Consider the following 15,495-nt stretch of genomic DNA (forward strand, 5'->3'; position numbering starts at 1 on the left):
AGTATGCGCTGGTCTGGGAGGCCGATGACGATGATCTGCGCGCCATGGGGCATCTGCGCGGTATCCTGTGCACGGGCGCAGGCGTCAATCACCTGGTCAGGAGTCCAGCCTTTCCCCGTCATGTGCCGCTCGTGCGCATGGGGGGTGGCGATACGGCGCGGCTGATGGCCGATTATGTTTTATGGGCGTGCATGACCCTCTTGCGCGACGCCCGGACATGGGCCGTGCAACAGGCCCGGCATGAATGGGTGCGCAATCTGGTCTCTCGCACCAGCGCCGGTACCCGCGTCGCTGTGCTCGGTTATGGGCAGATCGGGGCGGTGGTGGCGCAAAGCCTAGCGCGTGCCGGATTTGAAGTCTGCGCCTGGCGTCGCTCGCAAGGGGAAAGCGCAGACGGGCCTGTCAGTCTTTTCAGCGGGTCGCAAGGGCTTGAGCACGTTCTCGGCCAGGCCGATCTGCTGGTCAATCTCCTGCCCAGCACCCCCCAGACACGACACCTCCTGAACGAGGCAACCCTCACGCAATTGCCGCGCGGTGCAGGGCTTATCAATGTCGGTCGTGGCGATCATCTGGTAGAGGTTGATCTGCTGGCCCTGCTGGATGCGGGGCATCTCTGCGGTGCCGTGCTGGACGTGGTGGCCGAAGAGCCCCTGTCTCCGCATTCGCCGCTATGGGATCATCCGGCCATCACGCTGACCCCCCACGTGGCCTCCGAAGCCTCACGGGAGGAACAGGTCCGTTATGTGGCGGAGGTTATTCGTGAGATGGAACGCGGGGGAAATCCGTCGCTTCTCTATGACCACCAGCGCGGGTACTGACTGCTTCGCTCATGCGCGGCTGGGTGATCTGCGCAAGCCCTGACGGGTATGTGGCTCGCCCCATGGGGCAACTGTCTGTCAGTGTCCCGGCATGATTTTACCCCTGCGTTTTTCCCGTCGCCCGGCACTATGCTAGAATAGCTTTCCTGCAATGGTGGCAGGTATGGCAGGGGAGTATTATGCGCAGGGTCGTCATCAACAGGGCATGTGATACAGAGAGGCTACAGGCATTTCGGCTTGCCAATGCCCATATGCCCGATATTGAACGCGTTGAGGGAACAGAGGGGCGCGATATCCCGCTCGCTTCACTGGTCGAGCGTGGCATGGCCGATGCGGGGCTGGTTTACAAGCCTGGCGCCATAGGGGCGGCCCTGTCCCATCTGGGATTGTGGAGCCTTGCAGCGCATCAGAACGAAGCGCTGATGATTTTCGAGGATGACGCCCTGTTGTGCCGAAATTTCGAGGCGGAATCTGCGCGGTTGATCGCAACCCTCCCGCCCGAGTGGGACGTTGTCCTGCTGGGTTATAATTTCAATGCACCGATCACGATCGACGCCTTGCCAGGCGTGACACGCAGCGTGATCACGTTTGATGAGCGGCGCATGCAGAAAAACGCTGCATCGTTTGGGGCGCAGGATCGTCAGAGCGTCGCCTATCGTCTGCTTCAGGCGTTTGGTCTATGCGCCTATGTGGTGTCGCCCAAGGGCGCGCGTCGGCTGCTCGAATGTTGTCTGCCGCTGCGGGCGCAGGAATATCAGCAACTCGGCCTGGATCGGATGGTGCGTAATGTCGGTATCGATGTCGTGACGTCCTATTATTTTTCCCAGCTTGAGGCTTATGGCGCTTTTCCGCCGCTTGCCCTCTCGCCCAATGACAAGACGATCTCCACTATCAGCCCACGCGTGACGGGCCGCCTGGTCTGAAGCCGGATGCGGGATTCCCAGTACGCCGGCGCGCTTTGCTGATCGCCTAGCCCCGGCGTTCGGCAATGGCGGCAGCAAGGGTTGAAACGAGCACCAGCGACGCCGCGTTGGAGCGAAATCCCTGAAAATCGGCTTCATGCACTTCCAGCCACAGGCCTGACTGCGGGATGACCGGGCTGGCTGCGCTGTCCGTCATGGCGATAACCGGCACATGACGCGCCTCGAGTGCCTGAAACAGCTCGATCGTACGGGGTGCGTAATCCGTATAGCTCAGCACCAGAGCTGCATCCTCTGGACCGGCATGGGCAAAGCTTTCTTCTTCCATACCGGTTTCGAGCCCGATGATCTGATGGCGAATATCGAGCTTTGCCAGAAGATAGGACAGATAGCGTATGACCGGCATGGAACGGCGCAGCCCCAGAAGATAGAGGCAGTTGGCCTGCGCCATGGTGGTGACAGCAGCCTCCAGCCGTTCAGGCAGCAAATGGGCCTGCAAGGCACGCAGGGAGTCATGCGCCGCCTCGTAAAATCCGTTGAAAATAACTGAGGCTTCAAGCGGTTCGCCATCGACGCGACGCAGCGCATTGACGCGCTCGCGATAGGTCACGTTGCGCACGCGCAAACGGTCACGAAAAACCGCCTGCATTTCCGAAAAGCCGCCAAAACCCAGCGTGCGGGCAAAACGCACGACGGTCGAGGGCTGCACGCAAGCCTGTCTTGCCAGGGAGCTGACCGTTCCGAGCGCCACTTCATCGGGATCCTCGGTCACGAAATCAGCAAGCTGGACCAGCCTCTTGGGAAGCTGCGCATAGCATTGGCGCAAGCGATGGTGGAACGCGTCAAAATCGGACTGGGTCGGCACGGCGTCTTCAGCAATATCGGTCAAGGCAAGGTGATCCGCAAAAGGGAATGGATATTCCATAGCAAAACCGGGCATCCGGGCGAAGTGTCCCGGTCGCTCATGACGCCCTTGCCATGCAGTTAATCACATCAGCGTGCGAAGTTAAAGAAAATTAGGGAATGTACGTTCTATTGCGTGACCAAGAACAGAATGTATGTTCTTATCATGCGCAACGTAACATGCTTGTAGGAGTCGGGGATGCGCGGACAGGATCTCGATATCATCGCCATAGGACGTTCCTCAGTCGATCTATACGGGCAGCAGATTGGTGGCCGGCTGGAAGATATGGCCAGTTTCAGCAAGGCCGTCGGTGGTTGCCCGGCCAATATCGCCATCGGCACGTCGCGGCTCGGCCTGAAATCGGCCATCATCACCCGCGTGGGTCATGAGCATTTCGGGCGTTTCATCACCGAGCAATTGCAGCGTGAGGGTGTGTGCACCGATGGCGTGCGCGTCGATCCCGATCGGTTTACGGCGCTCGCCATTCTGGGGGTGCGTGATCGTGAAAACTTCCCGCTTCTGTTTTATCGCACCGATTGTGCCGATGCAGCGCTGGACGAAAACGATATCGATCCCGCACTGATCGCCCGCACCAGGGCAGTTGTCGTGACTGGCACGCATTTCTCGCGTCCGGCTTCGGCCAGAGCGCAGCGCAAGGCGATGGATCTTGTGCATGCGCATGGCGGCAAGGTGGTATTCGATGTGGATTACCGCCCCAATCTGTGGGGTCTGGCCGGCATTGGCGATGGTGAGTCGCGCTATGTGAAATCCGAGAATGTCACGCGGCATCTCATGGAAATCCTGCCGGAATGCGACCTGATCGTCGGCACCGAGGAAGAACTGCATATTGCAGGGGGCAGCGAGGATACGCTTGAGGCCATTCGGGCTATCCGGGCTGTTTCCAGTGCCACGATCGTCTGCAAGCGTGGCCCGATGGGATGTGTCGTGTTCGATGGTGCCATTCCCGATACGCTCGAAGACGGTATTTCGGGCCCCGGCTTTCCGGTTGAGGTCTATAATACACTCGGGGCGGGCGATGCCTTCATGTCGGGCTTCCTGCGCGGCTGGGTCAGGGGCGAGAAGATTGCCGAGTGCTGTCGCTTCGCCAATGCCTGCGGGGCCTTTGCTGTCTCGCGCCTTCTGTGCTCGTCGGAAATTCCGACTTGGGAGGAACTGAGCTACTTCCTTGAGAAGGGCAGCAATGAGCGCGCCCTGCGTCGCGACGCTGCCATCAATCACCTGCACTGGGTCACGACGCGCCGTCAGCAGACAACGCCCATCATGGCGCTTGCGTGCGACCACCGGTTGCAGCTTGAGGAAATTGCCACGGCGGTGGGAGCCTCGTTCGATCGTATTCCCAAATTCAAGAAACTCGCTGTCGAGGCCGCAAAATCTGTCGCTCAGGGGCGTGCCGGTTTTGGTGTGTTCATGGATGGTCGCTACGGGCAGGATGCGCTGTTCGAGGCCTCTCATGCCGGGCTATGGACTGCACGTCCCATCGAGAAAACCGGCTCGCGTCCGCTCGATTTCGAGTGCGGCGGGTCGCTTGGGGCGCATCTGGTGGAGTGGCCGAGTGAGCAGGTGATCAAGTGCCTGTGTTTCTACCACCCCGATGATCCTGAGGAACTGAAGCAGCGTCAGGAGCGCGAATTGATCCGGGCCCAGGATGCCTGCCGCAAGCTGGGCAAAGAAATCCTGATCGAGATCATTGCGGGCAAGAACGGCACCCTCAATCCCGATACCGTTTCGTCCATCCTCTCGCGTCTTTACGATATCGGGCTGCGCCCCGACTGGTGGAAGCTTGAGGGTCAGCGCGACAGGAAGGCGTGGGAGAAAATCGGCGCTGTGATCGAGGCGCGCGATCCGCATTGCCGAGGCGTGGTCATTCTTGGCCTCGATGCGCCAGCCGAGGAGTTGATGGAAGCCTTCGAGGCTTCTGCCGCGACGCCTTGGGTCAAGGGCTTTGCAATCGGTCGCACCATTTTCGCCCAGCCTGCCCGCGACTGGCTTGCCGGCAAGACAACCGACGACCAGGCCGTGACCGAAATGGCGCGCCGGTTTCAGGCCTTCGTGACCGCCTGGGAGTCCCGCGATCAGGCGGTGCTCTCCGGGGCCAGTGCGTGACGTCAGGGAAGAGTATACGCCTATGAAAACTATCCGTCTGACCATGAGCCAGGCCCTTGTTCGGGCCATGATGGCGCAGAAAACCGAGATCGACGGGCGCATCGAGCCCTTTTTTGCCGGTGTCTGGGCCATTTTCGGTCATGGCAATGTCGCCGGTCTGGGCGAGGCGCTTCATGCGCAGCGTGACATCCTGCCGACATTGCGTGGTCATAACGAGCAGGGCATGGTCCATGCGGCCACGGCCTTTGCCAAGGCCGCCCGTCGCCGTCAGGTCATGGCCTGTACGAGTTCGATCGGGCCGGGTGCGCTCAACATGGTTACTGGCGCTGCCGTTGCCCATGTGAACCGTTTGCCTGTCCTGCTGTTGCCGGGCGATGTTTTTGCCAATCGTATTCCGGATCCTGTGTTGCAGCAGGTTGAGGATTTTGGCGATGGCACGCTCAGTGCCAGCGACTGCTTCAGGGCTGTCTCGCGCTATTTCGACCGTATTACGCGTCCCGAGCAGATCATTCCGGCCTTCAACCGCGCCATGACCGTGCTGACCGATCCGGCCGAATGTGGCCCGGTGACGCTCTCGCTCTGTCAGGACGTGCAGGCAGAAGCCTTCGAGTATCCCGAAAGCTTCTTTGCAGAGCGTATCCATCGCATACGTCGCCCGGTTGCCGACGAAGTCGAACTGGAAGAGGCCATTGCCCTGATCAGCCAGTCGCGCAAGCCGCTGGTGATTGCAGGGGGCGGCGTCCTTTATGCCGGGATCGAAAAGCAGCTTGCGGCTTTCTGCGCGGCTAAGGGTATCCCGGTTGGAGAGACACAGGCCGGTCGGTCCTCTCTGCCCACGTCGAACACCCTCAACATGGGGGGTATCGGGGTGAGCGGCAGTTCAGCCGCCAATGAAATGGCCGTCGAGGCCGATCTCGTCATTGCCGTCGGAACGCGTCTCGCCGATTTCACGACGGGTTCCTGGGGGTTGTTCGCCAACCCGGATATGCGGATCGTCTCGCTCAATATCCAGCCTTTCGATGCGACCAAGCATCAGGCACTGGCCGTGGTGGGCGATGCCGGCAAGTCGCTCTCTGCCCTCGAAGCAGGGCTGAAAGACTGGAAAGCCATACCGGAATGGACCGGCAAAGCTGAGCGTGCCTATCGGAACTGGATGGACATCTCGGCGCGTTATCAGGCCCTGCCCGATGCAAGCCAGACCTCCCTTCCAACCGATGCGCAGGTGATTGGCGCCGTGCAGCGGGCAGGGCGACCCACCGATACGGTGGTTTGCGCCGCCGGAGGGCTGCCAGCCGAGCTGCAGAAGCACTGGCGGGCTGAACAACCTGGCGGATACCATATGGAATATGGTTTTTCCTGCATGGGGTACGAGCTTGCCGGGGCATTGGGCGTCAAGATGGCCTGCCCGGAGCGCGAGGTGATCGTGATGCTGGGAGACGGATCCTGGCTGATGCTCAATGCCGAGATCGCGACCTCGGTGGTGCTCGACCAGAAGCTGATCATCGTGCTGCTCGATAATCACGGTTATGGCTGTATCAACCGCCTTCAGCAGGAATGCGGCGGGGCGCCTTTCAATAATCTCTGGGAAGATTGCAGGCAGGTTCAGCCGTTCAAGATCGACTTTGTGCAACTTGCCCACGGGCTCGGTGCCCATGCCGAGAAAGTGCCCGATCTGCCGTCCCTGACAGCCGCTGTCGAGCGTGCCCGCGCTGCCGACCGCACCACGGTGATCGTGATCGATACCGATCCCGCATCCACGACCACCGATGGCGGCGCCTGGTGGGATGTGGCCGTGCCAGAGGTCTCGACACGGAGCCAGGTCGGCAAGGCCCGCGAGAGCTATGAGCGCCAGCGTGGCACCCAGCGTATCGGCAACTGATCCCTTCGACGCATCAATCCTCATTCTGGAGGCAGACATGACCATCAAGATCGGCGCAAATCCTATCATCTGGTCCAACGATGACATGCAATCGGTGGGGGCAACCACCACGCTGGAGATGTGCCTGACCCAGGCTCGCAAGGCGGGCATACAGGGTATGGAACTGGGGCATAAATTTCCCCAGACCGTTTCAGGCATGAAGGCCGCGCTCGACCCGTTCGGTCTCGAGTTTATCTCGGGATGGTGGTCCACCGAGCTGTTGACCCGTAGCGCGGATGAGGAAATTGCCGCGCTTAAGCCCCGTCTGGAACTGCTCAAGGGTATGGGTTGCAAGGTTTGTATTGCGGCCGAAACCTCGAATGCCATTCATGGCCAGATCGACACACCACTCTCGGCACGCCCTTATCTGAAGGGCGGCGAATGGACCGAATTTGCACGCCGCATGACCGTGGTGGCCGACTTCCTTGCCGATCATGGCATCGACCTTGTCTATCACCATCATATGGGCACCGTGGTGCAGTCGCGCGAGGATATCGCACGCTTCATGGATTTGACGGCCCCCTCGGTGAAGCTGCTGCTCGATACCGGCCATGCGCTATGGGGCGGGTCTGATCCGGCTGAACTGGCACGATCCTATCGTGATCGTATCCGCCATGTGCATGGCAAGGACATACGACCGTTCAAGCGGGCCCAGGCCGATGTGTATGACTGGAGCTTCCTGCGCTCCGTCCTCTCAGGCGTCTTTACGGTGCCGGGTGATGGCTGCATCGATTATGCCCGCGTCATGCGCGAACTGCCCGACTATTCCGGCTGGATCGTGCTGGAAGCCGAGCAGGACCCCGAGATTGCCAATCCGCTCGTCTATGCCCGCATGGGCCGCAATTATCTGGTCGATACGCTGATCGCGACAGGCCATATGACAGGAGCGGCATCATGAGTTCGAAGCTTCTGGTCCATTCCCACAAGCGCGATGACTCGAAATGCACGGTTTCGGTCACACCGCAATCGGCGGGCTGGGGCTATATCAGCTTCAATGTGCGCGTGCTTGAGGCGGGTGAACAGGTGGCGGACCGTACCGGCCCGAACGAAACCTGTCTTGTCCTGATCAGCGGGAAGGCCCGCATCATCGGCGCGGGTCAGGATTTCGGTGTGATCGGCGAGCGTATGGATCCGTTCAGCGGGGCACCCTGGTCGGTCTATCTGCCCTCCGGGGCAGACTGGCGCGTTGAGGCCGAGACCCCTGTTGAGCTGGCCGTTTGCGCGTCGCCCGCCAAGGGAAAATATCCGGCAAGGCTGATCCCGCCCGATGAGGTGGGTGAACTGACACGCGGCACAGGCACCAATCAGCGTTTTGTGCGCAATATCCTGCCCGATACGGCCCCGGCTGAAACGCTGCTGGTGGTTGAGGTCATCACACCGGGCGGTCACTGGTCCAGCTATCCACCGCACAAGCATGACACGGATGACTTCCCGAACGAGACCTATCTGGAAGAGACCTATTATCACCGCCTGAAGCGCGGCAGCGGTTTCGCCCTCCAGCGTGTCTATACCAAGGATGGTTCGCTGGACGAGGCGATGGCAATTGCTGACCGCGACGTTGTCCTGGTGCCCAAAGGGTACCATCCGGTCGGCGCCCCTCATGGTTTCGATCTCTATTATCTCAACGTCATGGCAGGCCCGCGGCGGGTGTGGAAATTCTCCATGGATCCCGACCAAGCCCATCTTCCCTATTGATCCGACATACCGGAGCGCAGACCCATGTCTTACAAAACCGGGACTCTCAAAATTGGCGTTATCGGCACAGGCGCGATTGGTGAAGACCATATCCGCCGCTGCATGCAGTCACTCTCGGGCGCGGAAATTGTGGCCGTTACCGATGTGAACCTCGTGCGTGCCCGTGAAGTGGCTGACAAATATGCCCCTCAGGCCAAGGTGCCAGAGGATGGTGAATCGCTCATTGCCCTGCCCGAAGTCGAGGCCGTGATCGTGACCTCCTGGGGTGGGACGCACGCGCAATATGTGCTCGAGGCCATCCGGCACGGCAAATACGTGTTTTGCGAAAAACCACTCGCGACCACGGCGGCAGATTGCCTCAAAATTGTCGAAGCCGAGGCGGCGCATGGCAAACGCCTCGTGCAGGTGGGCTTCATGCGCCCCTACGATTCCGGGTATCGCGCCCTCAAGGCTCTGATCGACAAGGGCGAGATCGGTGAAGTGCTGATGATTCACGCAGCCCATCGCAATCAGCGTGTTGGTGCGAATTACAAGACCGATATGGGCATCACCGATACGCTCGTGCATGAGCTTGATGTCTTTCGCTGGATGCTCGGCGATGACTATGTGAGCGCGCAGGTGATTTTCCCGCGCCGCACGTCAAAGGCCATGGAGCATATGCGCGATCCGCAGATCGTCCTGCTGGAGACGAAAAAAGGCATCCGTATCGATGTCGAAATATTTGTGAACTGCCAGTACGGCTATGACATTAAATGTGCCGTCGTCGGCGAACTTGGCGAGGCCAGCCTGCCGGCACCGCCAGCCGTGGAACTGCGCAAGGCGGCCTCGCTCTCCACTGAAATCATGACCGACTGGAAGGAGCGTTTTATCGCTGCCTATGATGTCGAGGTGCAGGATTTCATCAATGGTGTGAAAGCCGGCAAGCTCAATGGTGCCACGTCCTGGGATGGATATTGCGCGTCGGTCGCCGCCGATGCCTGCGTCAAGGCGCAGGAAAGCGGTAGGATCGAGCCAATTACCATGTCACCCAGGCCGGGCCTGTATGGCGGTTGAAAGCCGATCGATCTGTAAAACTGATATCTCACGAGGCCGGACGGGTCTGTCGCATGTTCTCGCAACGGGGTGCGATGCAGCGCAGGGCGCTCAGGATCACCATGGCCATCTGAAACCCGGTCTCTGACTGTCTCACCCGGCGGAAAAACCGTCGGGACAGGAGAATCTTCGATGAGAAGAGTAAAAGACGTCGTCATGGTCGCGTCCGAGCGACATGACGTAGGCTATGTCCTGCGTATCTGCGCTATTGCCGCTCTGGGCGGAATTCTGTTCGGCTACGATACATCGGTCATTTCAGGGGCGATTTCGCCCTTGCAGGAATATTTCCACCTCTCGCCTGCGCAGACTGGCTGGGCCGTATCCAACGTGGTGATCGGCTGCATGGTCGGTGCCATGATTTCCGGCACGATGGCCGACAAGCTGGGGCGGCGCATGACGCTGTTCATCTGCGCCCTGCTTTTCAGCCTGCAATCGGTCGGGACAGCGCTTGCGACGGACTTCACCTGGTTCGTGGTCTATCGCATGCTCGGTGGCATCGCTGTGGGTGTCGCATCGGCTGTCTCACCTATGTACATGTCTGAGGTTTCGCCCAAGGATATGCGTGGCCGTGCCCTGAGCATGGAGCAGTTCGCCATCGTGTTCGGTCAGGTGGTTGTGTTTATCGTCAATTACCTGATCGCGCGTTCCGCTACGCCGGAATGGCTGCTGGATATGGGCTGGCGCTGGATGTTCGGCTCTGAAATCGTGCCCTGCATCCTGTTCTGCGCGACGATCTTCTTCATTCCGGAATCACCACGCTGGCACGTCCTCAAGGGCCGTCACGACGAGGCGCTGAAAACGCTCACCCGTATTTCGAATGAGCATCACGCCCGCAACCTTCATGCTGAAATCAAGCAGTCTCTGGGTGCCGTCGCACAATCGTCCCTGGGCTTTACGAAGGTTCTGGGTGATGCGCGTGCACGCTGGATCATTTTCGTCGGGGCCAGCATTGCTGCGCTGCAGCAGGTCACCGGCATCAATGTCATGATGTATTACGCCCCGATGGTGCTGAAATCGACCAGCGGAAGCCTTCAGGCCGCGCTGTTCCAGACGATCTGGATCGGTTTTGCGCTACTGGCCGGCTGCATCATCGGGGCCTGGATCGTGGATCGTCAGGGTCGCAAGCCGCTGATGCTCTGGGGCTCGATCGGTATGGTGCTGGGTCTGCTCGTCGTGTCATGGGGGCTCTATACCCAGTCCACCGGCCTTATGGCGCTGACAGGGATGCTGGTATTCATGCTGATGTTCGGTCTGTCATGGGGCCCAGTATGCTGGATCCTGATTTCAGAGATTTTCCCCAACCGTTTCCGTGCGGTCGGCATCAGCCTGGCCGTCACGTCGCAATGGGGCATGAATTTCGTAGTCAGCCAGTTTTTCCCGATGCTGAGCGAAAACAAATTTCTGACCGAGCACTTTCATGGCGCCTTCTCCATGTGGCTTTTCGCAATCCTTGGATTGTTTGCCCTGTGGTTCGTCATGAAATTCGTGCCTGAGACCAAGGGCGTTTCCCTCGAGAAGATCGAGGATACGATGATCAATCATCGTGCCCAGTCGAACACGGCGGCCAGTGTCGCGGTCAACTCCACCCGTCATGTCTGAGCGAGGGGAAATCTGATGAGAAAGACCATTCGTGTCGGCCTGATCGGCACCGGTTTCATGGGCAAGGCCCATGCTCTGGCCTATCAGGCTGCGGGCAATGTTTTTGATGATATCTCGCGCCCGGTTCTGCACGCCGTGGCTGATATCGATGGCAGCAGGGCCGAGCAGTTCAAAAACCAGTTCGGTTTTGCCAAGGCGCTGACTGACTGGCAGGCGCTGGTGGCTGATCCCGAAATCGATGTGATCTCGATCACGACGCCAACGCTGTTTCATAAGGAGATGGCTCTTGCCGCCATCGCCGCGGGCAAGCATGTCCATTGCGAAAAGCCGCTGGCTATCAGCGCGGCCGACGCTCTGGAAATGACACTGGCGGCAGAAAAGGCCGGCGTGCGCAGCGCCAGCGGGTTCAATTATATCAAGAACCCTCTCCTGAAATATGCCCGTGATATGATCGCCTCGGGCGAACTGGGCGAGATTACCGATTTCAACGGGATCCACGCTGAAGGTTTCATGGCTGACCCCGCCACGCCCTGGTCATGGCGTTGCGATCCAGCAGGCGGGCAGGGGGCCATTGCTGATGTGGGCAGCCATATCATCGCGATTGCCCGTTATCTTCTGGGGCCGGTGAGTACGGTCTTTGCCAAGCTCGACACACCCATCAGAACCCGTCCCGTCAGCCCCGGTGCCAATGAGCACCGCCAGGTGGGCGTGGATGATATTGCGCGTATGCTGGTCTCGTTCGAGCGGGGATGCTCTGGCACATTACAGGCCAACTGGCTGGCGACCGGTCGCAACATGCAGCTTGCGTTTCAGGTTTCCGGCAGCAAGGGCACGCTGGCTTTCGATCAGGAGCGGATGAATGAACTCCAGTATTTCAAGGCTGGTGAAGATCCGCGCAGCAACGGCTTCAGGTTGATCGAGTCCGGACCGCAGCATGCGCCCTATGGCGCGTTCTGCGTGGCGGGCGGGCATCATCTGGGCTTCAACGATCTCAAGACGATCGAGATGGCCGAGTTCATCCGCGCCATCGATCAGAACAGGCCGGCTAACCCCGATTTCCGCGAAGCCTGGGAAGTTCAGCGCCTCATCGATTCAGCGGTGATGTCCGACAGGGACAAGAACTGGATCACGCTCTGACGCGTCCTGAGACTGTATCCTTGGCGCGTATCGCGAAGGTGCCGTTAAGGGACGCTGCTCGGGGGACAACAATGGACGCCCTGCAGGGGCGATGGGGCGGTGCGCCTGTCATCGTCCCTGCTTCAACACATCATCAGGATGCCGGACATGCATTGTATCGGCATCCACCATTCGGGAAAAAACGATGCCGCTACTTCATTTCCATGTGGTCGAAGGGCGAAGCGACGACGATATCAAGGCGATGCTCGACGCGGCTCATGAGGCCATGCTCGAAACGTTCGAGGTACCACGTGGCGATCGCTATCAGATCGTTTCGGAGCACAAGAAAACACATCTGATTGTTGAGGATACCGGTCTCGATATCCCAAGAACAGACAGGGTTCTTCTACTGCAAATGTTCACAAGGCCAAGAGGTGATGCCAAAAATGCCGCGTTCTATAAATGTCTGACTGAGAGACTCCAGGCAAGCTGTGGTATGGCCCCTTCGGATGTCATGGTTTCGGTGGTCGAGAACAACGATGCCCATTGGTCATTCGGCCATGGTCGCGCCCAGTTCCTGACTGGAGAATTGTGAGCATCCGCCTCCTGGGAGAAGAGCCATGATGCCCCCCGAGACCGGTTTGCCTGATCAGACGGACGCTCAGCCTTTCACGCTGGCTGTCTGCGCCGAAATGCAGTTTCTCGATCTGCCCTTTATCGAGCGTGTCAGACATATCGCGCGTGAAGGATTCATGATCGAGATATGGGACTGGACGCGCCACGATCTCAGGAGGCTCGCCGCTACGGGGGCGAAATTCTCGTCCATGACCGGCTATATACGCGGCACGCTGGCTGACGAAAGTGGCGCACGGGAAATGCTGCACACGGCGGCGCAGTCAATCCGCGCTGCGCATGAGCTGGGGGTACCACGGCTTAATCTGCATGGCACTGGCCTCGACTCCCGCGGGCTACCTGTGCGGCCCAGTCCGAACGGGGCTGATGGAAGCATGTGGATGAAGGCGCGTGACACGCTGGCGCGCCTTGCCGAACTGGCGGCAAAAAACGACGTGATGTTCGTGCTCGAGAACCTCAACGCCTCAGTCGATCATCCCGGCGTGCCCTTTGGCCGCGCGCAGGAGTGTCTGGCATTGGTGCAAAGCGTCGATCAACCATTTTTGCGCCTGATGCTCGATCTGTACCATGCGCAGGTTGGCGAGGGGAATCTGATCGCCCTGATCGAGCAGGCGCTTCCCTATATCGGGGAGATACAGGTGGCCGATGTGCCCGGGCGTTGTGAGCCAGGGACAGGCGAGATTAACTACCCGGCCATTGCTCGTGCGTTGAAGCGACTGGACTATACGGGCGTGATCGGGCTCGAATCCTGGGCTGAGGATGGCAATAGCGAGCGCGCCTTGCGACGCTTCGCGTCCAGTTTTCAGGTGGGGCTGTAAAGGGCCGCGTCCTGTCTGGTCAGGCTCGTCCCTATTTCTTTAGAGCATTGCGAGCGTGTCAGCTCGTACCGGAAAGTACTGTGTGTCTTCTGGTGCAACTGCCGAATCCTCGAAGCGTTGAGGAATGACCAGCAGGAATGGCAGGCTGGCACAACAATACAGACCAAATGATAGTCATTCGCATTTATGGTTGGTGTGATCCAGAAACCGTTCTACGGGCTTTCTTCATAAATATTCTCGATAAGAGATCTTCGGAACCAGCAAGCGGATACGCGCTTATAGCCACACGTATTCCACCACCGGAGAGCTCCGATGTCTGATGAACGTCTGAAGAACACCACCACCGATTCTGGCGCGCCTGTCGCCAGCACCGATTATTCACTGACTGTCGGGGCCGATGGCCCCATCCTGATGCATGATCATTATCTGATCGAGCAGATGGCGACCTTCAATCGCGAGATGATTCCCGATCGCCAACCCCATGCGAAGGGCGGCGGTGCATTCGGTCATTTCGAGGTCACGCATGATGTCAGCGCCTATACCAAGGCGAAATTCCTGCAAAAGGGTCAGAAGACCGAAACCGTGGTGCGTTTCTCCACGGTAGCTGGCGAGTCTGGTAGCCCCGACACGTGGCGTGACCCGCGTGGCTTCTCGGTGAAATTCTACACCGAGGAAGGCAATTTCGACATGGTGGGGAACAACACCCCTGTGTTTTTCGTGCGCGATCCGATGAAGTTCCAGCATTTCATTCACTCGCAGAAGCGCCGCGCCGATAACGGCCTGCGTGATAATGACATGCAGTGGGATTTCTGGACGCTGAGCCCGGAATCAGCGCATCAGGTCACGTGGCTCATGGGTGACCGCGGTATCCCTGCAAGCTGGCGTCACATGGATGGCTTCTCAAGCCATACCTATCTGTGGGTCAACGAGGCGGGTGAGCGCTTCTGGGTCAAGTATCACTTCAAGACCGACCAGGGCATCAAGTGCCTGACGCAGGATCAGGCCGACAAGCTGGCAGGCAGCGACGCGGATTATCACCGTCGTGATCTGTTCAACGCGATCAACCGCGGTGAAAACCCGAGCTGGACGCTCAAGATGCAGATCATGCCCTATGAGGATGCCAAGACCTATCATATCAACCCCTTCGATCTGACAAAGGTCTGGCCTCAGGGTGAGTATCCGCTGATCGAGGTGGGCAAGCTCACGCTCGACCGTAATCCCACAGATTTCTTTGCCCAGATCGAACAGGTCGCTTTCGAGCCGAACAATTATGTGCCTGGCACGGGTCTTTCACCGGACAAGATGCTTCTGGCGCGTTCCTTCGCCTATGCTGACGCCCATCGTGCCCGCCTTGGCGTGAACTACAAGCAGATCCCGGTCAACGCCCCGAAATGTCCGGTCCATTCCTACTCCAAGGGCGGCACGATGCGTTCGCATAACGTGTCCGATCCAGTTTATGCGCCGAACTCCAAGGGTGGCCCGGTGGCCAATGGTGAGCGCTTCCCGGAAAATGCCGTCTGGGCTGCGGATGGCGAGTTCGTACGTGCGGCCTACACGCTGCGCCCGGATGACGATGATTTCGGTCAGGCCAATGCTTTGGTGAACAAGGTCATGGATGACGCTGCTCGCGAGCGTCTGGTCCAGAATGCCGCTGGTCATATTGCCGGTGGCGTCGAGGAGCCGGTGCTGTCGCGTGTGTTCGAGTACTGGTCCAACGTCGATGAGAAGATCGGACAACGTATTAAGGACGCTGTCCTGTCCCAGAAGGGCTGATAGGCCGCGTCTACCGCACCAGCTCAGGATTCTCGCAGGAAAGGGGTGCCGTAAGGCGCCCCTTTTTTTATTTGCATCATCCGGA

The 15,495-nt window shown here is 59.2% G+C and carries 13 protein-coding genes; 12 read left to right on the forward strand and 1 reads right to left on the reverse strand.

Annotation, left to right across the window (positions count from 1 at the left end; all coding sequences use genetic code 11):
* Both P792_RS32955 and P792_RS32960 read left to right on the forward strand, forming a co-directional pair.
* On the forward strand, positions 1–818 hold an 818-nt coding region (locus P792_RS32955; RefSeq protein WP_031241389.1), incomplete at its 5' end, for an NAD(P)-dependent oxidoreductase.
* A gap of 179 nt (positions 819–997) precedes the next feature.
* Complete coding sequence (locus tag P792_RS32960; RefSeq protein WP_023979616.1) at positions 998–1,741, forward strand: glycosyltransferase family 25 protein; 744 nt, start codon at positions 998–1,000, stop codon at positions 1,739–1,741.
* Between the two features lie 46 nt (positions 1,742–1,787).
* Here the strand turns inward: P792_RS32960 and P792_RS0119860 are convergent, their stop codons facing one another.
* Entirely contained in the window at positions 1,788–2,627 is an 840-nt protein-coding gene (locus tag P792_RS0119860; protein ID WP_035440658.1) for a MurR/RpiR family transcriptional regulator, read from the reverse strand.
* A 213-nt stretch (positions 2,628–2,840) separates the two neighbouring features.
* Between P792_RS0119860 and iolC the strand changes: the two genes are divergently transcribed.
* The 10 genes from iolC (at position 2,841) to P792_RS33010 (ending at position 15,410) form a co-directional block, all read left to right on the forward strand.
* Positions 2,841–4,766: a 5-dehydro-2-deoxygluconokinase gene (gene iolC / locus P792_RS32965; protein WP_023979617.1), complete on the forward strand. Its 1,926-nt coding sequence runs from the start codon at positions 2,841–2,843 to the stop codon at positions 4,764–4,766.
* Between the two features lie 22 nt (positions 4,767–4,788).
* Positions 4,789–6,645, forward strand: a complete 1,857-nt coding sequence (gene iolD, locus P792_RS32970) for a 3D-(3,5/4)-trihydroxycyclohexane-1,2-dione acylhydrolase (decyclizing) (RefSeq protein ID WP_023979618.1) — start codon at positions 4,789–4,791, stop codon at positions 6,643–6,645.
* A 37-nt stretch (positions 6,646–6,682) separates the two neighbouring features.
* Positions 6,683–7,582 (forward strand): myo-inosose-2 dehydratase, encoded by a 900-nt coding sequence (iolE, locus tag P792_RS32975; RefSeq protein ID WP_023979619.1) that lies wholly within the window; start codon positions 6,683–6,685, stop codon positions 7,580–7,582.
* Entirely contained in the window at positions 7,579–8,379 is an 801-nt protein-coding gene (gene iolB / locus P792_RS32980; protein ID WP_023979620.1) for a 5-deoxy-glucuronate isomerase, read from the forward strand. The genes iolE and iolB overlap by 4 nt, the downstream gene beginning before the upstream one ends.
* A 24-nt stretch (positions 8,380–8,403) precedes the next feature.
* Positions 8,404–9,432 carry a Gfo/Idh/MocA family protein gene (locus tag P792_RS32985; RefSeq protein WP_023979621.1) on the forward strand — a complete coding sequence of 343 codons (1,029 nt, stop codon included), beginning with the start codon at positions 8,404–8,406 and terminating at the stop codon, positions 9,430–9,432.
* A gap of 171 nt (positions 9,433–9,603) precedes the next feature.
* Positions 9,604–11,070: a sugar porter family MFS transporter gene (locus tag P792_RS32990; protein ID WP_235075516.1), complete on the forward strand. Its 1,467-nt coding sequence runs from the start codon at positions 9,604–9,606 to the stop codon at positions 11,068–11,070.
* A gap of 15 nt (positions 11,071–11,085) precedes the next feature.
* The gene (locus tag P792_RS32995) at positions 11,086–12,207 is read left to right on the forward strand and encodes a Gfo/Idh/MocA family protein (protein ID WP_023979623.1); all 1,122 of its coding nucleotides are present in this window, start codon (positions 11,086–11,088) and stop codon (positions 12,205–12,207) included.
* Between the two features lie 184 nt (positions 12,208–12,391).
* Positions 12,392–12,781 carry a tautomerase family protein gene (locus tag P792_RS33000; RefSeq protein WP_023979624.1) on the forward strand — a complete coding sequence of 130 codons (390 nt, stop codon included), beginning with the start codon at positions 12,392–12,394 and terminating at the stop codon, positions 12,779–12,781.
* Positions 12,782–12,806: 25 nt separating this feature from the next.
* Positions 12,807–13,637: a TIM barrel protein gene (locus tag P792_RS33005; protein WP_023979625.1), complete on the forward strand. Its 831-nt coding sequence runs from the start codon at positions 12,807–12,809 to the stop codon at positions 13,635–13,637.
* A 312-nt stretch (positions 13,638–13,949) separates the two neighbouring features.
* The gene (locus P792_RS33010) at positions 13,950–15,410 is read left to right on the forward strand and encodes a catalase (RefSeq protein WP_023979626.1); all 1,461 of its coding nucleotides are present in this window, start codon (positions 13,950–13,952) and stop codon (positions 15,408–15,410) included.
* Positions 15,411–15,495: the final 85 nt, after the last annotated feature.

This window comes from Asaia sp. SF2.1 (assembly GCF_000505765.1).
Lineage (GTDB): Bacteria > Pseudomonadota > Alphaproteobacteria > Acetobacterales > Acetobacteraceae > Asaia > Asaia bogorensis.